Below are 22,940 nucleotides of genomic sequence, written 5' to 3' on the forward strand. Positions count from 1 at the left end.
TTCAGTCGCTCGACATCCGCCAGGGCGACTTTTTAATTTCATTCAATTTTCAAAGAGCTAAAATAATTTGTCGAAAAAAAGTCGAAAAAAATATCGGGTCGAACCGCATTTTGGTAAAAGAAAATTTTTATGTTTATTCAACTGCAGAAATCATAATGATTTCTGTTTTTTGTTGTAGTTGACTTTTTTCAAAGACAAGAGTATGATTAACTATCAAGTTTAAGCAGCCTTAATTCGAAACGCACATTTCAAACCAAACAAAAAGGAGACGATAAAGATGTGGCACATCGGTGTTCATAGGTATGTCTGCATAATCGGGCCCGTTGTTATAAAAATACCAAGAGTAAAACTTATTCAGTTCTTCGCCCTCATTCTTAAAGATATTAGAGACTTAAGGTGGTGGGTGTTTAAAATTATAGTTCTCGGTGGAATTATAGAAAACATCAATGAAGCAACTTGTTATTTTCACACAAGGCACAAATTGCTCGCCCGCCTTTATCTCCCTCTTGTTTTTATTAATGTCTATCGTCGGGAAAGCGGGGTAGGCAATTTCACTTTTGGTGGCGATGAATTAACCAACAAGGTTTACAAAACGGGTGATCGTGAGTATCTAAAAGCACTGTTACCGTGTTCACACACTTTTGACCGTACGGAGAATTTTTCTTACGACGGTGTTTGTTTAAAAATTCTCGACTATGGTGAGAAAGGATTCGAGCATCTTCTTCTCAATTATGGGGAGCAAATTAAGAAACTGCTCTTATCGGTTGCCAACCAGCCAACATAACAATATGGCCATTTATCCGTATAACGGGTGGATGGCCTAATTTTTTATAATTTACTGCCAAACCGACTAACTTTTAAAAACCCTGCCCTTGAAAAATTCACTTCAATAGGTTACTATTAACTCATTAAAAATTAAAACAAAATTATGGCTACTTTTTGGATTATTCTTGTCATTTTTGTCTTGATCGTCCTGGCTCTGGCTTCAGTATTCACTGTCCAACAGCAGAGCGTGGCCGTCATCCAAAGATTCGGCAAGTTCAAAAAAATGTCCTCTTCCGGACTTAACTTCCGCATCCCCCTGATTGACCACATCGCCGGACACATCGGCCTGCGTATCAATCAGCTGGACGTTAAAATCGAGACCAAAACTGAAGACAATGTTTTTGTCCACGTCACTGTTTCCGTCCAATATCAGGTCTTGCTGGAAAAACTGTATGACGCTTTTTATAAATTAATAAACCCCAAAGAACAAATATCTTCTTACGTCTTTGATATTGTTCGCGCTCAGGTTCCAAAACTGAAATTAGACAATGTTTTTGAAAATAAAGACGAGATCGCCAATGCCGTTAACACCGAGTTATCGCAAGCCATGTCCGACTTCGGTTACCAAATCATTAAATCTTTGGTTACCGATATTGAGCCGGACGCCCAGGTCAAAGCGGCCATGAACGAAATTAACGCCGCTCAGCGCCTGCGCGTTGCCGCCCAAGAAAAAGGCGAAGCAGAAAAAATTTTAATGGTAAAAAAAGCGGAAGCCGAATCGGAAAGCAAAAAACTGCAAGGTGAAGGCATCGCCAATCAGCGTCGTGCTATCATTAACGGCCTTAAAGAATCAGTTGACGACTTTCAAAAATCAATCAAGGGTTCAACCGCTCATGACGTTATGAACTTGGTTATGGTTACCCAATATTTTGACACTCTCAAAGACATCGGCGCTTCTTCCAAAGCCAGCGCCGTGTTTATACCCCATTCTCCGGGAGCGGTCGCCGACTTGACAGCTCAAATCCGCGATGCCCTGTTGCAAGCTGATGGAGCCAAGCAATAAACTTAATAGTGTTCCAACCAATAAAACAGCCCGCCATTAAAGCGGGCTGTTTTATTGACAAAAAAATCATTTATGATAAGCTGACTGAGGCTTAAAACTTATTGATTTAATGAACTGCAAAAACTCAACCAGAGAGGATTAGCCATGATAAATATCGCTCATTACATTGACCACACCTTACTTAAGCCCAATGCCACCATCAAACAGATCAAGCAACTTTGCCAGGAAGCCATAAACCATGGATTTTATTCTGTTTGCGTCAATCCTTGCCATGTCTATCAATGCTTGCTAGCCCTGCACAACACTAACGTTAAAGTTTGCTCGGTAGTCGGATTTCCCTTGGGCGCCAACGATTCTGAAATTAAATCAGCTGAGGCCAAAGTCGCCATTGCTAAGGGAGCTAATGAATTAGATATGGTAATGAACGTTGGATTTTTATTAAGTGAAGAATTTGATCTTATTATTGAAGAAATAGAGGTTATCGCCGCCACTGCTCATTCCAATGACGTTTTACTTAAAGTTATAATTGAAGCCGGCTTGCTGACTGACGAACAAAAAGTGAAAGCTTGCAAGTTGGCGGCTTACGCTGGAGCTGACTTTGTCAAAACCTGCACCGGCTTTAGCGGCGGCCAAGCTACGGTGGAAGATGTCAGATTAATGAAGGCTGCAGTCGGCCAGAGAGTGGAAGTAAAGGCCTCTGGCGGAATCAAGGATTATGCTACGGCGCTCGCCATGATTGAGGCTGGCGCCAGTCGTATCGGCACCTCCAGCGGAGTCAAAATTGCAATGGAGGAATTGGAAACGCTGGCTAGCCGATTCAATGGCCGGCTAGAAGCTAAAGAATAGAACTTTAAAAACGACTTGCGTCTGCAAGTCGTTTTTTATTTTTTTTAAAATTGTTTAAAATTTTTGTTCCCGTATTTATGTAATTTTAAAAGAGGCATTTATGCCTCTTTTAAAACTTGTGCCCAAGGTGAGACTCGAACTCACACGGCCTTGCGACCAACAGATTTTAAGTCTGTCGTGTATACCATTTCACCACTTGGGCTGACAAAAAAAGAAATTAAGAAAAAAGAAATAAACAGTATCGGTCCTTAATTTCTAATTTCTCAATTTCTAATTTCTTTCATCTAAGCGGCGAAAGGGATTCGAACCCTCGACCTCTTCCTTGGCAAGGAAGCGTTCTAGCCAACTGAACTACCGCCGCACAAATACCAACCGAATACGACTAAAACGAACATCAGTATTTTAGCAAAAAATACCGCCTAAGTCAAGAACTCTTTTACAGCCTATAAATACAGGTTGCTTTCCATCACTTCTTTAGTGATTACCCCCTGCTTATAAAGGCTGTTAAGCGAGTTGTCCATGGTTACCATGCCTTCCTTGGCGCTAGTCTGGATAACCGTCTTTAATTGGGAAATTTTATTCTCACGAATCAAATTGCTGACTGCCGGCGTATTAATCAGGATCTCTCTCGCCGCTACGCGCCCGCCGCCGGACGCCGGGATCAACCGCTGGGAAATAATGCCTTTCAAAGTAATGGAGATCTGCATGCGGACCTGATTCTGCTGATGGGGCGGAAAAATATCAATAATGCGATCAATGGTCTGAGCGGCGTTATAGGTGTGCAAAGTGGCAAAAACCAAATGGCCGGTTTCCGCCAAGGTAATGGTGGTGGCGATGGTTTCCAAATTGCGCATTTCTCCCACCATGACCACATTGGGGTCCTGGCGTAAAACATGCACTAAGCCGTCCTGAAATGACAACATATCAGTGCCCAACTGTCGCTGGCGAATAATGCTCTTATCGTGCTGGAAAATAAATTCCATCGGATCTTCCAAAGTGATAATATTCTCGTTACGATTTTTGTTGATATATTCAACCATTGAAGCAAGCGAGGTGGACTTGCCGCAACCGGTCGGACCGGTAACCAAAATCAATCCCCTGTCCAAATTGCACAAATCATAAACCACCTTAGGCATACTGATATCTTCCATACTGGGAATAACATTCGGAATGGTTCTGGCAGATAAGGAAATAGTATCCTTCTCAAACTGCAGATTGACTCTAAAACGGAAACCGTCGCCGTCGTCATAAGCAAAATCAAGATTTTTTTCAATCAAAAACTTTTTGAAACGGCTTTCTTCCACCATGTTACTGACCATGGTTTCGATTTCTTTAGCGCTAAGCGGTTTGCCATCCAGAGGCTTTAGCTCGCCGTCTATGCGCAAATAAGGCGGTAATCCTGCGACCAAATGCAAATCTGAAGCATTAGCCTCAACAACTTGCTTAAACACGCTCTCTAAAGTCATAAAGATATGTTATATATTTACTTTTCCCATTTTTTGATAACCAAGGCCGCTTTGGCCGCGGCAATCTGCGCTTCCTGTTTACTGGATCCCTCGCCGGAAGCGACCAAATCTTTCTCCAAGTAAACGCCGACCCTAAAAATCTTGGCGTGATCAGGACCGAAGGAAGAAATAACCTTATAAGACGGGGTAACGCCCAGCTTTTCTTGTGCTTTCTCCTGAAAGTGGCTTTTAGGATCAATATAAAGTTTCTTCTCCAAAATATCTTTCAATTTGGAAACAATATTCTTAACGACAAATTTGCTAGCCACCTTAAAGCCATGTTCTAAATAAATTGCGCCGATGACCGCCTCCATAGCATTGGCCAAAATATACTGGCGCGCCTTGGAATTCTTATCCCTGCTCTCGCCCTTTGACATCAGTAAATATTCCTCCAAACCCAACTCCGCCGCCACTTCGGCCAATGAATCGCCATTGACCAGTGAGGCGCGCCAATTAGTCAGCTCGCCCTCGGGATTAGAAAAATTTTCATACAGATACTCGGTCACCGCCAACTCTAAAACCGCATCGCCTAAAAACTCCAAACGCTCATTATGATCAAGCTTGAAGTCGGGATGCTCATTAATATAAGAGCGGTGAACCAAGGCGGAAATCAACAAATCATGGTCTTTGAATTTCACACCCAGAATTTTTTCCAGTTTAGTTATTTCGGACATGTCACCTTCTAAAGACAGATACCAAATATTGAATAGTGAATATTACTGCGATTATTGAAACAAGAATATTCAATATCTAATAGCCGATATTTGCTATTAATAATTATTGTTGCGGCGCAATGCTGGCAGCCTGTTCCTTTTCTTTAGCTCTCTTTTCTGCCGAGCGCTTATCAATTTCTTTTTCGCCCATATCTTTGTAAACAGCGCCCAGGACGCCATTAACAAACTTTCCGGAGGACTCGCCACCGAACGCTTTAGCCAATTCTATAGACTCATTAATCGCCACTTTGGCCGGAACATTTTCATCATAACGCAATTCATAAGTGCCTAAACGCAAAACATTACGATCCACGATAGTAATCTGATCTAATGGCCACTCCGGAGCGAACTTAGTGATTAAAACATCAATCTCTCCAACATGATCCATTACGCCCTGTACTAATTGTTTCATAAATCCCCCATCAGAAAAATCCGGGGCAAAAGCCTCTTTGTTTTGTTCTAAAATTTCTAGCGGATTATCCTGGCGATCGTTGAAATCCCACTGATAAAGAGTTTGGACCGCGATGGTGCGCGATAAATGGCGATTAGACATACGATTAAAGTGCTTAAAAGTGCTTTAAAATAAAATTACTTTTTCTTTTTGGCTTTGGTGGCGGATGATTTGACCTTAATCTTAATTGCTGTCCGTCCCTTATAATTACCGCAAGAGCCACAGGCATGATGAGGCATCACCGGTTTGCCACACTGGCTGCATTTGGTTAAGGCTTTGGGCTTGAGCGCAAAATGCGATGCCCGCTCCTTCTTGGATGTTTTTGTCCTTCGTTTGCTAGGTAAACCCATAAATTTGATTTAGGTGTTATTCCAAACCCACTTATCATCATAGACAGACTGGGTCGGGAATCCAAAAGTTATTTGTTAGTTTTCTTACTTTTACAATAACATTGTAACAGAAAAAAAGCAAATATAAAAACCACCTACGCCAATAGGTGGTTAAAAGTGCTTAAGAAAAAACACCATGTTCCAGCCGCAACTCTTCCAGATTCTTGACTTTAAACGGCTCCTGGTCGAAATTGAATTCCAACTGATTAAAAACAAAGCGGGTACCGAAATTGCCGGTAAGCCGGGATAATTCATTTACGCCTTCAATAATAAAAGCATTGGCCAATCCTGAGACAATCAAAGTTTTAATATCGCTGGCCGCTATTACCCGGGCTATTTGCATCTTAGTCAGCATACCGTTGGAGCCGTGGCCGGTAAAACTGCCTCCTTGGGCCGTCTCAGCCAGTTGCAAAAAATTGCCTTCGTTTATAACTGGCATGCGACATGATTCATCGTCCAGAACGCCATCCTGATCAAAACCGATAATTGCCATTTGCGGTTTAAGCGCCAGGCACAAATTCATAAATAAAATATCATTATCGGCGCAAATCTCCAGCTGTTTCAATTCTGTCCAGTCCACCGTATCATTGGCATTGATTATCGGCACAACCATATTTTCCATGGCTTTCTCCAATAAGCCGATCAAACTGCCGCGACAACGCTGATGCAAGTCGTTGTCGGTAAAAAGCATTTGCGCGGCCTCAATGCCAAAGACATCAAAATACTCAATATAGCGACCAATCAGCCGACCCATACCGATTGCCGCCCGCAAATTTTTGGGGCGACTTTTTTGGGGGTCACTGATAACTGCACCGGAAGTCACCAGAAACACCTGATGTCTATTTCTAATTAATGCCGCTATCTGCTGACAAATATTCAAAATTCTTTCCGAACTCAAGCCGTCATTATAATCCGCCAAAAGCGACGAACCAATCTTGATGCCAATACGCATAGCAAACCCTCCACATTGTTTTTGTTTCAATTTAAAAGTTCAATATGATTCATACCATTATAGTAAAATGAATCCTGTTTGTCAATAACCGAAATCTTGCGCCTCAAGCGGTGTAAAATTTAACTTCTTTGAGTGGTATAAAATCTAATAACCCCATTATAAATATTTAGGCTATTAAAGCCGACCACACGGCTACGATAAAAGTATAGCCAAAAAACTTCGATTTGTGTTAAAATTCCTTTAGTTGCTAACATTTAACCAAGACCGGACATGCTGGGCCATAAACCAATCAAATTACCCCAAGACGAACTGCCTCACGATAATATTATTGAGTGGTGGTATTTCAACGGTCAATTGCAAGACAAGGCCGGCCGACGCTATCCCTTCATGGATTGCCTGTTTAAGGCTAATCCTCGCCGAGTTAAAATTCCTTTTCTGCCACGCCTGCCTTTCGACGATCTGTACTTTTCCCATCACCTGTTGACCGACTTGGCGAAAAAAAAATTTTATAGTGCCATTGAACCGTTGGTCTTCTTGGCCCCTGACAGCTTCAAGAAAAAAAACTTCTACGCTCGTTACAGCCCGCCCAATATTACCAAGCAAAGACAAAACTTAATGGAAAAAACCTCGGCTAACAGTTGGCATTTAAAAACCGACTTGTTTGACCTGACTTTAACCAGTCGTAAACCGCCGCTGTTGGTCGGTGGCAAAGGTTATCTCACCTTAGCCAATACTGCCACTTATTATTATTCTTTGACTGATTTAGAAACTCGAGGTAAGATTTTCCTTGACGGTAAAAGCATTGAAGTCAGAGGACGATCCTGGATGGACCACCAATGGGCTGACGCCACTTACACTAAACCCCGCTGGGATTGGTTTTCCTTGCAATTGGACAATCGCCACGAACTGCTATGCTTTAATTTCAACTATCGTCGACAAACCATTGGTCTGGCTTCGATTATCCTACCCGATGGCAGCCAAAAGCACTGCCGAGGCGTAGAAATTACATCGCTCTCCGGCGACTGGCGCAGTCCGGACACGGGAGCGGCCTATCCTCTGGCTTGGCAGATAAAAATCCCGTCAGAAAAAATCAATCTGCGGACAGCGCCATTAATGGAACAATCAGAGATGATTTTCGGTTCCATTAACTATTGGGAAGGCGGGCTTTCGGTTAAAGGCGATTGGCAAGGCAAAAAAGTCTCGGGTCAGGGTTTTATGGAGTTAGTCGGCTATCCCGGACGACTTAGCCGCATTAATTATTATCAAAATAAAATTAAACGGCAACTACAGGGAGAAATAAAGAAAATTTTCAAACACTAACTATAAATCTATGTCTGAAAACACCAAAACCTGGGCCAATCGCTTGCTTGAGCCCACCGGTATTGTTTTAGACGGTCCCAACCCCTGGGATCCACAAATTAAAAACCCCAAACTCTATGATCGCGTTAAAGCGCAAGGATCGCTGGGCTTGGGAGAATCCTACATGGATGGCTGGTGGGAATGCGATAAGTTAGACGAGTTTTTTTATCGCCTGCTCTCCAGTGACATTTACAGCCGCCTCAATTTGTCTTTGCCTGTCATTTTGAGCTTCCTTAAGGCCAAGTTAATTAACCTTCAAGCAGTCAGTCGCGCTTTCCAAATCGGCGAAAAACATTACGACACAGGCAATGATCTGTTTGTGGCTATGCTTGGGACAAGCATGACTTACAGCTGCGGCTATTTCAAAGATACGGATAGCTTAGACCAGGCCGAGGAAGCCAAACTTGACCTAATCTGCCGGAAAATCAATCTCCAACCCGGGCAACGCGTTTTAGACATTGGTTGCGGCTGGGGCAGTTTTGCCCGCCATGCCGCCAAAAACTACGGCGCTAAAGTCGTAGGCATTACCGTTTCCAAAGAACAAAAAAAATTAGCTGAGGAATTATGTGTCGGATTGGATGTGGAATTTCGATTGCAAGATTATCGGAAGGTGAACGAAAAGTTCGATCATTTGATTTCTATCGGCATGATTGAACATGTTGGAGCCAAAAACTACCGCACCTATATGGAGGTGGCCAAACGCTGTCTAAAAAATGACGGCTTATTCCTGTTGCACACCATCGGCAGCCTGAAATCCAGCAGCAATACCGACCCTTGGATTGAAAAATATATATTCCCCAACGGTTCCCTGCCATCACTTAAACAGTTGACCACCGCCGTTGAGGGGCTATTCGTAATAGAGGATGTCCATAACTTCGGCGCTTATTACGACAAAACCCTGATGGCCTGGCACGCCAACTTTGAAAACGCTTGGTCGGAATTAAAGAACAATTACGATGAAAGATTCTACCGTATGTGGCGCTATTACCTCTTATGTTGCGCCGGAGTCTTCCGCGCCCGAGCGATTCAATTATGGCAAATCGCCTTGTCCCCGAAAGGCGTCAAAAACGGTTACCAATCAATCAGATAAATTATCATCAAAAAAACATCCCGATTAAAATCGGGATGTTTTTTATTTTAGCTAATGAATGTCAAAGCCTTGCCCATTTGATCGGCACGTCCGGTACGGCCGATGCGATGGACATAATCCTCATAAGTCGCCGGAATATCATAATTAATGACGTGGCTGACATTGGGGATATCCAGGCCTCGAGCCGCCACATCAGTGGCCACCAGGATCTGAGTTCTATTCTCCTTGAATAATTTCAAAGCTAATTGGCGCTTGTTCTGATTCTTGTTACCGTGAATGGCATCGGCCTTAAAACCGCTGTGGGTCAAAGCAATGGATAATTTCTCGACGCCGAATTTGGTACGGCCGAAAATCAATACCTTGGAAAACTCCGGCTTGGCTAATATTTCTTGCAGCACCGACAGTTTTTCTCCATCATGCCTGACCCTGATAACATCTTGCTCAATATTTTTGGAAGTATTGCCGGTCTTGACTGAAATAGTCACGGGATTGGTCAAAAACTCGCCGATTAACTTATCAATCTCCCTATTAACCGTAGCGGAGAAAAACAAAGTCTGTCTTTCCTGAGGCATAAGGCCCATAATGAATCTCATGTCATTAACGAAGCCCATATCCAACATGCGATCCGCTTCATCCAAAACAATCGTAGCGAATCTGGCCGGCTTGATCAAGCCGCGTTCAATCAAATCCTTTAACCTGCCTGGCGTACCGATAATAAAATTATGCTGGCGATGCAAATCGGAAATCTGGCGACCGATAGAGGTTCCGCCGACACAGCAAACGGAAAAAATTCTTAGCCGGGCACGAAAATCAATCAACTCCTGGTTAATCTGGCCAGCCAATTCGCGAGTTGGCACGATAATCAAAATATTTTCTTTGGGATTTACAATAACTTTGTGAAGCAAGGGCAAAAGAAAAGCAGCGGTTTTTCCGGTACCGGTATTAGCAACGCCAACCACGTCTAAACCTTCCAAAACAGCAGGAATCGCTTCATCCTGAATAGGTGTCGGTGTAATATACCCCTTCGCCTTAATATTATTTTTTAAATTTTCATCAATAGCGAAATCGGCAAAAGCATTTTTTGATTGATACGGCTTAGCCTTAACGATCGGTTCAGCCCTTGAGACGAACAGAGCGGGATTGATATTCTGGTCACGGAAACGACTGTTACTGCGACCGGAAACGGATCTGCCACCGGCAGATCGGGAACTTGAGCCACTAGGCGCTCGGCGCTTGTGACTTGAGGGTTTGCCAAAGCGGGAGCTTCGGCCGAAACTTCTTGTAGACATAACTTAGGTTTAATTTTTAGCTTTAAAGCAGATAAACTCGCCCCTAGGCAAGCCCTCCCGCCGATAGGCAGGTATTCATAAATTTCCATCAAAGCTAATAATTAAGCCCTAGAGTTAGAAAATGCCAGATTGGCATCTTCTAAAATGGAATTAGATGAGGCAAGACGTTAGCCGTCTCGATATACTTTAAGTCATAAGTATATCACAAAAAAAATATATTGTCAACTAAACAAACATAAAAGTAGTAAATTTGGACAAAATATCTCTAAATCTTGACTTTGCAACTACCTATAATAACGCTTATTTTTGTTTAAATTTAAACAATTTAGCGGTACAGTACTAAAATAATATTAAAAATGTTTGACAAATTACTATTATTTTGATAATGTTTTCTATTCCCCAGTTCAACTGAAATTACGACAATTCACCTAATTACCGCTTGCTAAATTAGCAAGTATCCGACTTTTTTTCTCAGTAATAAAAAGTAATCAACCACTTTGGCTGACTATGGCAAGAGTTAATTTTTATTACCGAGGCAAAAAGTCTCAACTTTCCGAAAATATTGCAAATTCAGAGAGGAAAGTTCATGAACCTTACAATTTGGTTTTGGAAGTATATAAAATATATAACTGAGAAGCTGACAACTCAAAGGAAGAATAGTTTACCGCTGACAACTCAAGGAACAATTATCTCAGAAACCGTAACTGCTACTAACAACATAAGGAGAAAAAATGAAATGAGCGAGGCCAGAACCTTTAAAATATTCCAAGGCTCCGTTATTGGTCGGGAGCATACCCGTCTCTGGAGAAACAATCAAGACGGGTTGCGGACCGGATCAACGAAAATTGCCGGCAAGCTTTATCATTTCGGTATCGTTTGCGATGGTTGCAGCGGAGGAGAAAACAACGAAGTCGGAGCAAAATTAGTTTCGGCCTATCTCTGCAGCGAGATTCCAATGATGCTAATGGCAGGTTCGTCCATCGGCGATATCCCTGATGCATTATTCAATCGTTGCGTCGGCTATCTGCGTTCCATCGCTTCATTGACAATTATTGGTGATCCTCGACAATCAATCCAGTTTATTAAGGACCATCTGCTTTGTACGATTCTGGGATTCATTATGGATGATGAAATAGTGGTCATTTTCTCAGCCGGTGACGGCACCATCATTGTTGATGATGCAATCACCCGCATCGATCAAGACAATCGTCCCTCCTATCCAGCCTACTCTTTGATTGATCGCCAATTCATAAACCTGCAAGGCGGCGAATTGCCGACATCATTTGAAACTACGTTTATTTATTTGGACGACATAAAAAAATTCGCTATTTGTTCGGATGGCGTCACCGATGCCGCCGTTCCGTATCTGTGGGGGCACAACAACCCCTTGGGTTTGCAACGTAAATTGAAGAACATAGCACGCGGCAGTGAATCCTTTGGCGATGACTGTACGGTTATCGCCGTCGAACTTATCCCGAATGAACCGGTAACCGGCGTCATCGCCGAAACAATAGAGGCTGCTGAAGGAGTAGGAGAAATATCATGAGATATTTATTAGGAAAAAATAAAACACCAATTGATTTAGAGCAGGATGATGTCATAGGTTCCGGCGGAGAAGCGATTGTTTTCGCTCATCCGACGCAACCGGACAAGGCCTTCAAAGTCTATCATGATCCGACGCTTAGCCGTTCACATAAACTGGAATCTTTTTTTCAGCAAAATTTGCAACTTCCCGCTAATATAATCGTTCCGGAAGAACCGCTTTTTGCCGCTAACGGCCGAACAGTTGTCGGTTTCATGATGCGACGATTGCCGGGAAATTTCATTCCTTTGGCTCTACTGATGCGCGCCGATTTTTGCAATCAGAATGCTATCAGCACGAAAATCAAAATAAATATCTGCATCAGCCTGCTTAAGGGCTTGCTGGCCATACATCGGTATCCCGGAATCTGCGTCGGCGACCTTAACGACCAGAATGAAATCATTATTGATCCGAGAACCGGCGAGGTCTATTGGATTGATGTCGACTCCTGGCATTTGAGCGACAAGTTCCCTTGCGTTGTCGGAACGGAAGATTATCTTAGTCCCGACCTTTACGGAAAAGACTTATCACGCCAAGCTTATTTTAAACCGAAGCATGACTATTATTCTTTCTCGACCTTGCTATTCAGAATCCTAATGATGACTCACCCCTTCGGTGGCGGTGTCCATAAACAATTCCTTTCCTTGTTTGATCGAGCTACGCACGGCCTGACCGTTTTGGACCCGGCCGTTCGTTACCCCAAAAAAGCCAAACCCCGGGAAGTCCTGACTGACGAATTGTCCGAGATTATCCAAAGATATTTAAAACGGCAATGCGACGATCCCTTTCCACTGGCGGAATTGGAAAAATACGCCGGCCTATTGATTGAATGCTCTCATTGCCACCTTGACTACCCGGCTACCCGAGACAATTGTCCCGGTTGCGCGGCTAAGACGGTGGCTAAGGCAAAACTGACAGCCAAAATCTCCGGCTGTATCTGCGATATCATCCTGGAAACTCCGGGGCGGATTATCTGGCATCAGCTGTCGGGAAAAGACTTATGTGTTTTAACCGATGAAGACGACTTGACGGTTTTTTATCGCAAGTCGCCTAACGGTCAATTGGAACGCAAAGAGCTATTCAAAACTCTGACCGGCGCCCGTTACGCATTTTTTGATAATGTACTAACGGTCTGTGTTGATCCGTCTGCCGAAAATCCGGAACTGCTGCTGATTGACATCAGCGGCAATCGACCGCAAGGCATCAGCAAGTCATCCACTAATTGTTATAGCGGCGGTACGGCCGTTTTTGCCAGTTCCGGACGGCGCTTATACCGCTTGTCCGGCAACAGCTTAATGTCCGGAGAACTCTTCGGGAAAAGTCTATCCGACCGTCAAGTAATGGAAACCATTGGCAGACAAACAAAAATCTTTGTGGCTGATAACCACGAACTGACTGACAATCATGAGGTTGTTCTGGTTGTCCAACGAATCTTGGGCGACTTGCATTGGTTTATGGCTGTTGGCGACACTGAAGGTAAAAACTTTAAACGTTTACAGCTTTCTATCGCCGAGCTTGATGATCAAGAATCAATTATTGACGCTTCAGTCCGCTTTGGCGGCAAGACAATACTAATTCTACGCCATACCCGCGAACACGGCGTCAATTTCGTTAGACTTGACCAAATAAATATTTTTGACGGCAAGGTTTCGCAATCCAAAAAGATCAAAGTTTCGGAAGCAAAACAATTTGAGGAGATCCATGGCAAAGGGTTCACTGATGAAGCTATACTGCATGCGACTGATGACGGCGTTAAACTGCAAAATTTAGCCGATAACAATTTGCTCACCCTACCGGGAACTGATAATTACATCTCCGGCGGAGAACGGTTGTTACGTTACGGCAACGGCATTATCGCCATTTCTGGCGACAAAATAATTTCCTTGAGACCGGAAAAGTGATGGGATTTGGTAGTCCCAGCACCAGTAAAAAGTAAAACCGCAAACCGAACAGAACAAGGAGACAGAAAATCATGAATCAGGTAGAACAGTATGCGGAAGCTTTTCGACGGGGTTATTTGGGCGACGTTGAAGCCAATGGCGTACTGGGCCGTATTATTCGCGGCAAAAGCCCCAAGGACTTTGAAACGCTCACCGACGATCCGACCCGAAAGTTGATTCTATTGACCGACCCGCTGGCCCTCAAAGCCATGGTCGGCGTGCCGGCCTTCGACCTTTTGCTGCGTGTCGGTTGGGACTTCCCTTACGCCGTAGGAAAAATCAAAGACGGTTTCCATGTCAAGCTGGTCGTTTTCCACGAAGGTGGCAATGCCCTGCTCTGCACCTGGGACAATATGATCACCTTGGTCGGCAAGGCCTATCCGGAAATCGCTCAAAAAATCCGGCGCTGGCTGCCCGAACTCAAGAAACTCGATTTCCGCAAATTCAATGAGATTGAACAGGCCTATGGCTGCGACATGTCGCAAGTCGATCATGATGGATCAACCAACCAGCAATATATGACCGTTGAACGCTACAAAACGGCGGACGATACGCTGGTCAATGCCCGAGCATTCCTGTACTTCACCGTTCACCTGCGCGAATTATTCGCCGGCGACGGCAGTACGCGCGATTCGCTCGGCAATATCGGCGTCAAAGAATACATGGCGCTAAACTGTCCGATCAGCGAATTACAAGACGCGGTCCTGATTGACCTGAAACCGGAACTGCCGCCCGCGGCGCGCCTCGTTTTTAAGAAACGTTCGCCCGGTCCGCGTACCGGCTTCCCCAGTTACTATAATCCCGATGACGTCGGCAAGCGCTACGAGCCGCGCCTGGATTGGGTGACGGAAGACGCCAAAATGGCCAACCTGAAACCGGCCGCCCAAGCCACGGTCAAACGGCTCTTAGTCGGCATTGATTTACAAGATGATTTTATTATGCCGGAAATCAAAAATCCGGACGGTACAGCCATTCAAAAGGCGGGATCACTGCTGGTTAGCGGCGCCGTGGATGACACTCGGCGTTTAGTTGAATTAATCTACAACGAACCGGAATATTTCACCGGCATGCTGTTCTCCCAGGATCAACATATTCCTTTCCAAATCTTTTTCCCGACTTGGTGGCGCAAACGCGACCGATCCATGGTTGATCCCTTTACCTTCCTCACTCAGGAGGCGGTACAAAAAGGCGACTTCTATCCGGCTGTTGAGAAACAATGGTCGCTGGATTACATTAAGCAACTTAAAGAGATGATGATCTGGCCGTTCCATTGCATGATCGGCACTCCCGGATCTTCTTTGATGCCGGCGCTTGCCGAAGCCGTTCATTGGCTGTCAATCGCCAGAGGTATTCAACCCGAATACCTCTTCAAGGGTACCGTACCGAAAACCGAACATTATGGACCGTTTTGTCCGTGCGTGGAAGTGCCAACTCACCCGCAAGGCACACTCCACACCGTTCTGCTTGATCGAGTTGCCGCTCATGACGGCGGGACTGTTTTCTGCGGCGAAGCGGAAGATTACTGCGTCAAGACTGGTATGCAACAAGTCGTGGAATATTTCGGAAAAAAACACCAATCGGCGCTTAGCCAGATCAGATTCCTGCGTGATTGCACCAGTATGGTTTTCCCGCAAAATCGACTGGAAGCGGACAACTTCCTACAAAATATGGAAGACAGGGGAGTGATCATAACCACCTGCGACAAGTTGACTGCTTAATCAATATTTTTAACCGACCGGGGGTGGCCGAAAAATTCGGCCACCCCCATAATCAATAAACATAATCGCAACCGACAAAAAGGAGATCACCAAATGAGTACAGCTTCAAAAGCCAGTATTACTGGTTTGTTCCAGTGCGACGACGCGAAAGTCCTCGGCATTACAAGTGATGCTTCGGACGTCATAATCGCCAACTTGAATGCCAACAACCTACCCATGTGCGTTGGTGCGCCCATTGACCAGCTTGCCTCCGATGACGTAATAGTCATTGAATTTATTCTTGACGCCTCCCCCTCAATGGAAGAAGTTGCCGACCTGCTGATTGAAACCTTCAACGAGGTAATGATCGAGGGATTGCGCGGTTCTTCCAAAAAAACCGCCAATGCCATCGTCATCGGCGGCATTGCCTTCAGTCGGGACATCAGGAGTTTGTTCGGCGGCGGCTTCGTACGTTTGGAGGAATTGCCCAAGCTGACCAAACGCGAATACAACCCCAGCAACGGTTCTTCCACCAATCTGTACCAAGCCCTGTTGGACGGCATCACTGCGGCTAGCGCCTACGGTCTTCAAGTCTTACAAGAAAACAGCACACCGCCCAAAATTATCGTCATCTGTTTGACGGACGGGGGGGACAACTGCCACCAAGCAGACCCGGCCGATGTGAAAACCTTGACTGAAACTATGAGCCGCGAACTCTGCAAATTCCCTCTGGCCGTTTTTGAAACTTACGAACGGGTTGATTGCCAGCAGATTGCTGGAGCCACCGGTTTTGAAGCTCATAACTTCAAAAAACAGCCGGGCGAAACCAAAGAAGATCTTCAGCGGCGTTTCCGCCACATGATGGGCACGATGTCCAGCTCAATTATTTCGGCCAGCCAAGCAAAAATCGGCACGGATTCGAAATCGGCTTTCTGGACGCCGGGACAATAACATCCGGCCGTTAGCACTTTAAGTAGTTTTATCCAAAGCCAAATCGGGGGGAGGCTGCCAAAACGGCAGCCCCCTCCGAAATTTTTAAAGACTTGCCATTAAAATATTTTTGATGATAATTCTTTAATCTCAAGAATTAGCTTGAGATTATGAACCTTGACCAACAACCAAGAAGGGAAACAAAACAGCATGTACGCGTTGGACAGAGAAAGTTGCGGTGCGGTAGTCAATAGGGCCGCCAAGTGGGGTCTTTCCTATTGCCAAAGAAACGGCATTCATTACCTGATTACTCCGAGTTCCGGCGGCCGTGACAGCGCCATCACCCTGGGTATCAACCAGCGGGTCTGCCAATTGGCGACTCGAGAAAAATACCCATTGACTTCAGTCGGCGTGACACTGCCCTGCCATACTCCGGAAAAAATTACCCGGCTGGGGCAATTGGCCATCAGAACCTTCGGAGCCGAGGAGTTAGGACCGCTTGATTTAAGTGTGGACTTTGACGAGCTGATGGAATTGCTATTTGGAGAAAACTTTTATGGCGATAAATTAGACCAGGAAATCAAGGCGATTATGTGCAAGAAAAATGACCAAGCCGGGCTGGCTCATTGGAAAGGCAACCTCCAAGTCGCCCGGGGCAATATCAAAGCCCGCCTGCGTATGATCGCCGCTTACCACATTGCCAAAATGTTCGGCAGCGGAGTAGTGGTCGGCACCGACAACCTATCGGAATTCTGGATGGGCTTCTGGACGCTTCACGGCGACGTCGGCGACATCGGTTATATCCAGAATCTGCTTAAGGGACTGGAACTGGAATCAATCGCCAGATACCTCGGCGTACCCAAAAAAATCATGGCCGAAGAACCGTCGGACGGCTTGGGTGTTAAAAAGGGCGGTGATGCCGCCCAACTCGGAGCGGACTACCCGACTTTGGACGTCATGATGCTTGATTTGATTCAACAGGGCTTTAACTTGGACGGACACAAAAAACAATTGGATAACTTGCCTCAACCTCGGATTCAGTCAGCCGACCCCGAACTGATTCTCTCCTTAGCAGCTAGGGCAGTGGGAAATTCGTTCAAGCGACGCGGACCAACCTACCCCTCGCGCAAACAACTGGGCCTGCTACCCCTTGAGGTCATCAAGATCTGCCCCTTCCCTTGAGATCATCAAGCTCGGTATAGCACTTTAATCAATACAGCACCTTAACCAAACCAACCCGCAATTTTTGCGGGTTTTATAATTATGAAAAATAAACAATGGCAGTATCTCATCTCGCTGGTTATTACTTATTTATCCAATTTTAAACAAAAAAACTTTAATCAAGAGGTGATTAAATATTGCCAGTTGACTTTTTTTCATATCTATGATACAATTTAATGTTCAACATGAACAACAAGGAAAAATACCTAACTGAACCTTACAAGGAGACGCGCAATGGGTTATAGCTTTTATGCTTATTCTAAAGCAAGATTCCTGGAAACTGACGGCCCGGGAAAACACCACCCCAATGAAGTATTGCATATTCTGCTTGAATATGAAGAAGATAGATTCCTGCTTGACGGCCAACTCGAGGGCGTCTATCAAGTCACGGGGGAAGAGAAAGATTTTAACATGTGTTTCGGCAATTACAATACCTGGCGAACCATCATGTTCAAAATCTTGGATAAAATATCATTGGCCAATTCCCAAACCGCCTGGGATGATGCCGGAGAGGACGGGATATTCCATGCCATGATTCACCTTTGCACCTACGGAGTAATTATTGGTCCAGTCACTTCTAAAAAATTGGCTGGGGATTTCAAAAACTACCGATCAACCATCGAAGAATTGGTTAATAATGATCAGGAAGTCCGAGAGGTTATTGAGGGTGAGATCGCTGAAGAACGCGAGGAGTACCCTCAACAGCCAGAGATGGCAATGGACCAAGCTGTCGAAGAAAAAAGACAGTATTTTATGGAATATTATGACTATTTCTGCGAACTATTCACGCTATCCAGCAATGATGGATTTATGCGCATGTCATGACTCTTCTCTGAGCACAATGCCGTCACCCGCGAGGTGACGGCTTTTAAATTACAAAAAATACCCCTTAACCGGGGTATTTCATAATCGCAACCGTGATTTGTTATACAAATTCTATTAGATTATAAAAAGGCTACTGACCAGAAGGGTTGAAAGAATCAAGCCAAATTTTAGTTGAAAACTCAACGTATCGCCCCGGCATCCGCCTGTGTTTCTCTTTTCATTTCTTCTATCTGCCTCTTAATATCCTCACTGGTTGGCGGTTGGTTTCCTATTGACTGATTTAGCTCACCATCAACAGGCCCATTAGCACCTTCAGAACGCCCGGAAGCAGAAGCGTCATCTAAGGTAGCACTCGAATCAGAAGAATTGAATGATTCTTTATCGGGGTTTTGTAACGCCATTTCGGCTTTATTAATTTCTAACAAATCCATAGCGTTTTTATAATCAATCATACTGCAACTGAAAGAAAAATCACCGTCATAGATAGCTCCCATCGCGGTTTCATTACATTTCCTATCAATAATTATATGATCTCCGTCCGCTAACAAATCATGGCCCGGGGAATTGTCCAATTGATAGACTCCGGAACAGCCATGATGAGGCAAACCCGGACTCGCCTCTTCATCAATAATAACGCTGACCCACTGCTTATTTTCCGTATCAGGGTCAGTGACAATATACTTTCCGTTATAATCAATTCTTAGCGGTAATTCATTGCGGCTATAAACCTCCGTTAAGGATCCGTATTCTTTAACCGGAACGTCAATTTTTATGCCGCCCAATGATTGGCCCAAAATGCCATCATATTTATATTTCAATTGCCGAGACATGATAAATAACTTGTTTGACTCTTTATTATAAAGTATTAATTCCTTGGAAGAATAATCAACTATGCCGTTAGCGGCAAAAGCCTTATCCGAATGAACGCTGTTTATCTTCATCTCTCCCAAGCAAAAAGAATACTTGGATGTATCTTTTAATTCGTCATACCACAGTTGCTCGATTTTCCGTTGATCTTCTTGGGCGCTATCGGCCGATTCGTTTAACCCGAAGGGATTTGATTTGGCAACGTAGATTCCGCCAATAATAATCGCGGCCGAAGCAGTAGCTAATCCTCCGATGAGTAATTCTTTTTTCATAGAATTGAAGTTATAAACCGCAGACCTCACTCATAGACGGACAATCATTGGTGGCAATCATGCAGTCTATTTTTTTCTTATCCCATTTAGCGCATTCGCCCAAGCAGTAATTATAGCCGTCATTGAATACTGTTTCGCTGACATTAGGTACCAAAGTCAAACAATTCATAACATATTTATTGCACGCCGCTTCACAATCATTTTTAGCTACCGGCAAATTAGGTTCATTGATCTCCGGGATCAATTCAGTCATCCTATCTTTGGGTTTGGCTAGCATCCCCGAACAATCGGAGGCGGTCTTAATTTTGTCTTTAGTCGCCTGATCCCAATTGACGCATTGGCTCCGGCATTCCTCCCCTGATGCAAACTCAGCGCATTTGCTGTTGGCTTGAGCGCAGAGACTGGCACAATCATTGCTGACCTCCGAGCCAGTTATTTTGTTTGAATTATCAGTACAACCAGAAACTACAAAAACGGCTGATAATAGAACACAAAGATACAGATATTTAGTCATGGTTTTGCTTATTATTTATAATATAATCCTACCATTATTACAAAATATATTCAATATTTTTATAAAAAAATACTCCGGCTTATGGGAGTATTTTTAATTTCTGGGTCACGACCGTGATTTGATCATAGAAATACTGAGCGATCCAGAGGAAATAAGGTTAATTAAAAAGAAGTTGGAGAGAATTAATGAATTGGTTCCTTTTTTATAATATGGCATAGCTCAACTTGATGACTATACCATATTAGATAATTTTGTATCTTACACTCCGCCCAGCGCCTAATCGTTCCACTTTTTTCATCTCCAGTAGTTTATTTAGAGCTTGAACGACTGTCGGTGCTGGTATTTTTAACTTCTCTCGCAACTCTTTCGGCGTTACCATTTTATGATCTTTTAAATAACTCCAGATTTCCGACTGCCTAACCGATAATTGATTCTCAATATTTTCCTTGTCTAATAATCCTAAAGCTAATTTAGTTTGCTTTAAAATAATTTCTAGAAAATATACCAGCCAAGGCGTGATATCCTCTATTGATTTGCCACGTTTTCTTTGTGACTTATTTAGTGCCAAATAATAATTCTCTTTATTATCCTCGATTAGTTTTTCATGCGATACATAGGGCAGATACTCGTAGCCAGCCTTTAAAAGCAGTAGATTAGTCAAAACCCGCGAAGTCCTGCCATTACCGTCCTGAAAAGGGTGAATTGAGAGGAATTCAAAAACAAAATTAGCGATAATTAATAACGAGTTGATTTGTTTGTTTTCTAATTCCTCTTTAGTCCAATCGACTAATTCTCCCATTTCTTTAACAACTAAATGCGGCTTAGTTGTTTCAAACAATACTCCAACTAATTTACCGCTAGCATTATGTGCTTCGACGCGATTATCGCCGAATTTATATTGACCCTTATGCCGAACATCTTTTTCTGAATATTTTAAAAGTTCGGCATAAAAATGCTTAATTAAATTTTCTGATAAGTGAAGATTTTTATAAGATTCAAAAATATTAGCTAATAATTCAGCATAACCGGCGACTTCTTGTTCATCTCTGGTTACCAGTTTAGTGATTTTTAAGCCTTTCAGTAATTTTTCTACCTGCTCATCTGTTAATTTAGCTCCCTCAATACGCGTGGAAGCTCCAGAGGAGGTTACAATAACTGATTTCTTTAATCGACTTAAAGATTGGGGCGATAAGTTAGCGCCCATTTTCCATTGACCCTTCAATTCGTCAATCTGGCTGATTAAACCGTAAATCTTATTGACCATTGTCGGCTCCAATTCTAATCTCTTACTTAGTTTATTTTTATTCATATATTTTGACTATATTGCTTATATATTCAATTATATACGATTATATTTGATTTATCAATAGATAACAAAAAAGATGCAATAAATGCATCTTTTTTAAATCTGGGTCACGACCGTGATTTGCTCATAGAAATCCTATCGAATCCGGAGGAGATTGGCTTAATTAAGCGGAAGTTGGAGAGAATTAAAGAATAAGTACCGATTTAAAGTCTCAACAAAACGGGTAAAGCATGAAATTTATTCTCGAGATATTTATTATTTTAATAATTTACTAGCTAAACAGGTTGCGATCGGCATAGACAGCATTAATCCAATACTGCCGACTAATGTCCTAACGATTTCCGTAGCTATCGCATCGTTATTGATGACTTGAAAAAAATCAACAGGATCGGTAGGACTAAGATAAAATAACATTAAAAGAGGCAGGGAAACGCCGACATAAGTCAAAAACAACGTATTAACAATAGCCCCCAAGTGAGTTTGCCCGACCTTGAGACCCATCTTAAAAACTTGATTTGATGGCAAGGATGAGTTTGCCAATTTAATCTGCGCCACTGCTTCAATCTGTCCCAAAATAATATCATCCAATACGCCAACAGTTCCTATCAAAATTCCAGCTAATAATAATCCTTGAAAATTTATACTTCCAATACTGGTTCCAATTAAAAGTGTTGCTTCTTCTGTAGAGAAGCCAGATAATCTAGTCAACCAAGTAAATAAATATGCTAATAATAATGTTAAAATTAATGAAATAAAAACTGTTAATACCGCTAAATGTGCTTTTCTATTAAAGCCATCCGTCAAATAAATAATTATAACCATAATTAATAAAGATCCTAGAACAGCGACAATTAGAGGATTAGCGTCAGCAAGTAATTGAGGAATAATCAGAAATATAATGACTACGAAACTTAAAATTAAGCTCAACAATGATTTTATTCCCTTGCGCCCGCTAACTAGAATGGTTAATAAAACAAATATAACTGCTAACAGATAAAGCCAGCCAGTACGGATATAGTCAGTGACAAAATACTGCTCATCGCCATTTTCTCTGCTTATAACATCAACATAAACTTTATCCCCAGCGTTATAAGCGCCGACCGAAACAACATCAAAATCTCCAATTCCAAAAGAAGTCACTTCCTTATTCTTTAGAGGTCCGCTTAACGCTTTTAATAATAAATTTTGTTGGATTGCTACTGATCCATCTTCACGATTAAACTTTTTTTCTTCCAACACCTTAATGACTTTTGCCTTAAAAGTGTTATTTTGGTTTTTGGTTTGAGCATTAACAAAAAATGGAGTGAACACTAAAAAAGCTAAAATAAATACTATTGATAAATTTACATAGCTATTGTTCATAA

At 43.1% G+C, this 22,940-nt stretch carries 22 protein-coding genes and 2 tRNA genes; 12 read left to right on the plus strand and 12 right to left on the minus strand.

The features are described from left to right. Nucleotides 1–277 precede the first annotated feature (277 nt). The 3 genes from WC473_02135 to deoC all read left to right on the plus strand — a co-directional run bounded on the left by WC473_02135 (nucleotide 278) and on the right by deoC (nucleotide 2,674). Entirely contained in the window at nucleotides 278–784 is a 507-nt protein-coding gene (locus WC473_02135; GenBank protein MFA5124606.1) for a hypothetical protein, read from the plus strand. Between the two features lie 144 nt (nucleotides 785–928). Further along, nucleotides 929–1,828 carry an SPFH domain-containing protein gene (locus tag WC473_02140; GenBank protein MFA5124607.1) on the plus strand — a complete coding sequence of 300 codons (900 nt, stop codon included), beginning with the start codon at nucleotides 929–931 and terminating at the stop codon, nucleotides 1,826–1,828. A 144-nt stretch (nucleotides 1,829–1,972) separates the two neighbouring features. Continuing rightward, nucleotides 1,973–2,674, plus strand: a complete 702-nt coding sequence (gene deoC / locus WC473_02145) for a deoxyribose-phosphate aldolase (protein MFA5124608.1) — start codon at nucleotides 1,973–1,975, stop codon at nucleotides 2,672–2,674. A 119-nt stretch (nucleotides 2,675–2,793) separates the two neighbouring features. Here the strand turns inward: deoC and WC473_02150 are convergent. From WC473_02150 to WC473_02180, 7 genes are all read right to left on the minus strand, one after another. Then, nucleotides 2,794–2,876 (minus strand) — tRNA-Leu (locus WC473_02150). A gap of 85 nt (nucleotides 2,877–2,961) precedes the next feature. Beyond that, nucleotides 2,962–3,035: transfer RNA gene (locus WC473_02155), tRNA-Gly, on the minus strand. 82 nt (nucleotides 3,036–3,117) lie between these two features. After that, nucleotides 3,118–4,140: a type IV pilus twitching motility protein PilT gene (locus tag WC473_02160; GenBank protein ID MFA5124609.1), complete on the minus strand. Its 1,023-nt coding sequence runs from the start codon at nucleotides 4,138–4,140 to the stop codon at nucleotides 3,118–3,120. A gap of 17 nt (nucleotides 4,141–4,157) precedes the next feature. Then, the gene (gene rnc / locus WC473_02165; GenBank protein ID MFA5124610.1) at nucleotides 4,158–4,853 is read right to left on the minus strand and encodes a ribonuclease III; all 696 of its coding nucleotides are present in this window, start codon (nucleotides 4,851–4,853) and stop codon (nucleotides 4,158–4,160) included. 103 nt (nucleotides 4,854–4,956) lie between these two features. Then, the gene (gene nusB / locus WC473_02170; GenBank protein MFA5124611.1) at nucleotides 4,957–5,445 is read right to left on the minus strand and encodes a transcription antitermination factor NusB; all 489 of its coding nucleotides are present in this window, start codon (nucleotides 5,443–5,445) and stop codon (nucleotides 4,957–4,959) included. Between the two features lie 35 nt (nucleotides 5,446–5,480). Continuing rightward, complete coding sequence (rpmF, locus tag WC473_02175; protein ID MFA5124612.1) at nucleotides 5,481–5,693, minus strand: 50S ribosomal protein L32; 213 nt, start codon at nucleotides 5,691–5,693, stop codon at nucleotides 5,481–5,483. Between the two features lie 160 nt (nucleotides 5,694–5,853). Further along, nucleotides 5,854–6,684 carry a hypothetical protein gene (locus WC473_02180; GenBank protein ID MFA5124613.1) on the minus strand — a complete coding sequence of 277 codons (831 nt, stop codon included), beginning with the start codon at nucleotides 6,682–6,684 and terminating at the stop codon, nucleotides 5,854–5,856. 270 nt (nucleotides 6,685–6,954) lie between these two features. On the opposite strand from WC473_02180, the gene WC473_02185 reads away from it, so the two are divergent. Together WC473_02185 and cfa are read left to right on the plus strand one after the other, a co-directional pair. Then, on the plus strand, nucleotides 6,955–8,004 hold the full coding sequence (locus WC473_02185) for a lipocalin family protein (protein MFA5124614.1): 1,050 nt from the start codon (nucleotides 6,955–6,957) through the stop codon (nucleotides 8,002–8,004). A 10-nt stretch (nucleotides 8,005–8,014) separates the two neighbouring features. Continuing rightward, entirely contained in the window at nucleotides 8,015–9,133 is a 1,119-nt protein-coding gene (gene cfa, locus WC473_02190) for a cyclopropane fatty acyl phospholipid synthase (protein ID MFA5124615.1), read from the plus strand. A gap of 47 nt (nucleotides 9,134–9,180) precedes the next feature. Here cfa and WC473_02195 read toward each other — a convergent pair whose 3' ends face one another. Beyond that, on the minus strand, nucleotides 9,181–10,422 hold the full coding sequence (locus WC473_02195) for a DEAD/DEAH box helicase (protein ID MFA5124616.1): 1,242 nt from the start codon (nucleotides 10,420–10,422) through the stop codon (nucleotides 9,181–9,183). 586 nt (nucleotides 10,423–11,008) lie between these two features. Between WC473_02195 and WC473_02200 the strand changes: the two genes are divergently transcribed. From WC473_02200 to WC473_02230, 7 genes are all read left to right on the plus strand, one after another. Further along, nucleotides 11,009–11,968: a protein phosphatase 2C domain-containing protein gene (locus tag WC473_02200; protein MFA5124617.1), complete on the plus strand. Its 960-nt coding sequence runs from the start codon at nucleotides 11,009–11,011 to the stop codon at nucleotides 11,966–11,968. Further along, the gene (locus tag WC473_02205) at nucleotides 11,965–13,905 is read left to right on the plus strand and encodes a hypothetical protein (GenBank protein ID MFA5124618.1); all 1,941 of its coding nucleotides are present in this window, start codon (nucleotides 11,965–11,967) and stop codon (nucleotides 13,903–13,905) included. Before WC473_02200 ends, WC473_02205 begins: the two co-directional genes overlap by 4 nt. Before the next feature lie 71 nt (nucleotides 13,906–13,976). Next, nucleotides 13,977–15,662, plus strand: a complete 1,686-nt coding sequence (locus WC473_02210) for a hypothetical protein (GenBank protein MFA5124619.1) — start codon at nucleotides 13,977–13,979, stop codon at nucleotides 15,660–15,662. Nucleotides 15,663–15,755: 93 nt separating this feature from the next. Continuing rightward, nucleotides 15,756–16,592: a vWA domain-containing protein gene (locus WC473_02215; GenBank protein ID MFA5124620.1), complete on the plus strand. Its 837-nt coding sequence runs from the start codon at nucleotides 15,756–15,758 to the stop codon at nucleotides 16,590–16,592. Between the two features lie 156 nt (nucleotides 16,593–16,748). After that, complete coding sequence (gene nadE / locus WC473_02220) at nucleotides 16,749–17,753, plus strand: NAD(+) synthase (GenBank protein MFA5124621.1); 1,005 nt, start codon at nucleotides 16,749–16,751, stop codon at nucleotides 17,751–17,753. Between the two features lie 81 nt (nucleotides 17,754–17,834). Further along, entirely contained in the window at nucleotides 17,835–17,969 is a 135-nt protein-coding gene (locus WC473_02225) for a hypothetical protein (protein MFA5124622.1), read from the plus strand. Between the two features lie 57 nt (nucleotides 17,970–18,026). After that, a complete protein-coding gene (locus WC473_02230) occupies nucleotides 18,027–18,617 on the plus strand; it encodes a hypothetical protein (GenBank protein ID MFA5124623.1) in 591 nt (196 codons plus the stop codon). Nucleotides 18,618–18,796: 179 nt separating this feature from the next. On the opposite strand, the gene WC473_02235 is transcribed toward WC473_02230, so the two are convergent. From WC473_02235 to WC473_02250, 4 genes are all read right to left on the minus strand, one after another. Next, on the minus strand, nucleotides 18,797–19,756 hold the full coding sequence (locus tag WC473_02235) for a hypothetical protein (protein MFA5124624.1): 960 nt from the start codon (nucleotides 19,754–19,756) through the stop codon (nucleotides 18,797–18,799). Nucleotides 19,757–19,766: 10 nt separating this feature from the next. Beyond that, on the minus strand, nucleotides 19,767–20,270 hold the full coding sequence (locus tag WC473_02240) for a hypothetical protein (protein ID MFA5124625.1): 504 nt from the start codon (nucleotides 20,268–20,270) through the stop codon (nucleotides 19,767–19,769). Between the two features lie 241 nt (nucleotides 20,271–20,511). Then, nucleotides 20,512–21,579 (minus strand): Fic family protein, encoded by a 1,068-nt coding sequence (locus tag WC473_02245; GenBank protein ID MFA5124626.1) that lies wholly within the window; start codon nucleotides 21,577–21,579, stop codon nucleotides 20,512–20,514. A gap of 252 nt (nucleotides 21,580–21,831) precedes the next feature. Continuing rightward, entirely contained in the window at nucleotides 21,832–22,938 is a 1,107-nt protein-coding gene (locus tag WC473_02250; GenBank protein ID MFA5124627.1) for a YibE/F family protein, read from the minus strand. Nucleotides 22,939–22,940: the final 2 nt, after the last annotated feature.

The sequence above is a fragment of the Patescibacteria group bacterium genome, assembly GCA_041650895.1.
In the GTDB taxonomy this organism is placed as follows: domain Bacteria; phylum Patescibacteriota; class Patescibacteriia; order 2-01-FULL-39-33; family 2-01-FULL-39-33; genus CAISTG01.

Excerpts from the sequence above, each read along its gene's own strand:
- WC473_02250 (MFA5124627.1), bottom strand. The coding sequence starts at position 22,938 with ATGAACAATAGCTATGTAAATTTATCAATAGTATTTATTTTAGCTTTT.
- WC473_02160 (MFA5124609.1), bottom strand. The coding sequence starts at position 4,140 with ATGACTTTAGAGAGCGTGTTTAAGCAAGTTGTTGAGGCTAATGCTTCA.
- WC473_02240 (MFA5124625.1), bottom strand. The coding sequence starts at position 20,270 with ATGACTAAATATCTGTATCTTTGTGTTCTATTATCAGCCGTTTTTGTA.
- WC473_02180 (MFA5124613.1), bottom strand. The coding sequence starts at position 6,684 with ATGCGTATTGGCATCAAGATTGGTTCGTCGCTTTTGGCGGATTATAAT.
- WC473_02140 (MFA5124607.1), top strand. The coding sequence starts at position 929 with ATGGCTACTTTTTGGATTATTCTTGTCATTTTTGTCTTGATCGTCCTG.
- rpmF (MFA5124612.1), bottom strand. The coding sequence starts at position 5,693 with ATGGGTTTACCTAGCAAACGAAGGACAAAAACATCCAAGAAGGAGCGG.
- deoC (MFA5124608.1), top strand. The coding sequence starts at position 1,973 with ATGATAAATATCGCTCATTACATTGACCACACCTTACTTAAGCCCAAT.
- WC473_02235 (MFA5124624.1), bottom strand. The coding sequence starts at position 19,756 with ATGAAAAAAGAATTACTCATCGGAGGATTAGCTACTGCTTCGGCCGCG.
- WC473_02205 (MFA5124618.1), top strand. The coding sequence starts at position 11,965 with ATGAGATATTTATTAGGAAAAAATAAAACACCAATTGATTTAGAGCAG.
- WC473_02135 (MFA5124606.1), top strand. The coding sequence starts at position 278 with ATGTGGCACATCGGTGTTCATAGGTATGTCTGCATAATCGGGCCCGTT.
- WC473_02210 (MFA5124619.1), top strand. The coding sequence starts at position 13,977 with ATGAATCAGGTAGAACAGTATGCGGAAGCTTTTCGACGGGGTTATTTG.
- WC473_02230 (MFA5124623.1), top strand. The coding sequence starts at position 18,027 with ATGGGTTATAGCTTTTATGCTTATTCTAAAGCAAGATTCCTGGAAACT.
- nusB (MFA5124611.1), bottom strand. The coding sequence starts at position 5,445 with ATGTCTAATCGCCATTTATCGCGCACCATCGCGGTCCAAACTCTTTAT.
- WC473_02245 (MFA5124626.1), bottom strand. The coding sequence starts at position 21,579 with ATGAATAAAAATAAACTAAGTAAGAGATTAGAATTGGAGCCGACAATG.
- WC473_02215 (MFA5124620.1), top strand. The coding sequence starts at position 15,756 with ATGAGTACAGCTTCAAAAGCCAGTATTACTGGTTTGTTCCAGTGCGAC.
- WC473_02200 (MFA5124617.1), top strand. The coding sequence starts at position 11,009 with ATGAACCTTACAATTTGGTTTTGGAAGTATATAAAATATATAACTGAG.
- WC473_02195 (MFA5124616.1), bottom strand. The coding sequence starts at position 10,422 with ATGTCTACAAGAAGTTTCGGCCGAAGCTCCCGCTTTGGCAAACCCTCA.
- rnc (MFA5124610.1), bottom strand. The coding sequence starts at position 4,853 with ATGTCCGAAATAACTAAACTGGAAAAAATTCTGGGTGTGAAATTCAAA.
- cfa (MFA5124615.1), top strand. The coding sequence starts at position 8,015 with ATGTCTGAAAACACCAAAACCTGGGCCAATCGCTTGCTTGAGCCCACC.
- WC473_02185 (MFA5124614.1), top strand. The coding sequence starts at position 6,955 with ATGCTGGGCCATAAACCAATCAAATTACCCCAAGACGAACTGCCTCAC.
- WC473_02225 (MFA5124622.1), top strand. The coding sequence starts at position 17,835 with ATGAAAAATAAACAATGGCAGTATCTCATCTCGCTGGTTATTACTTAT.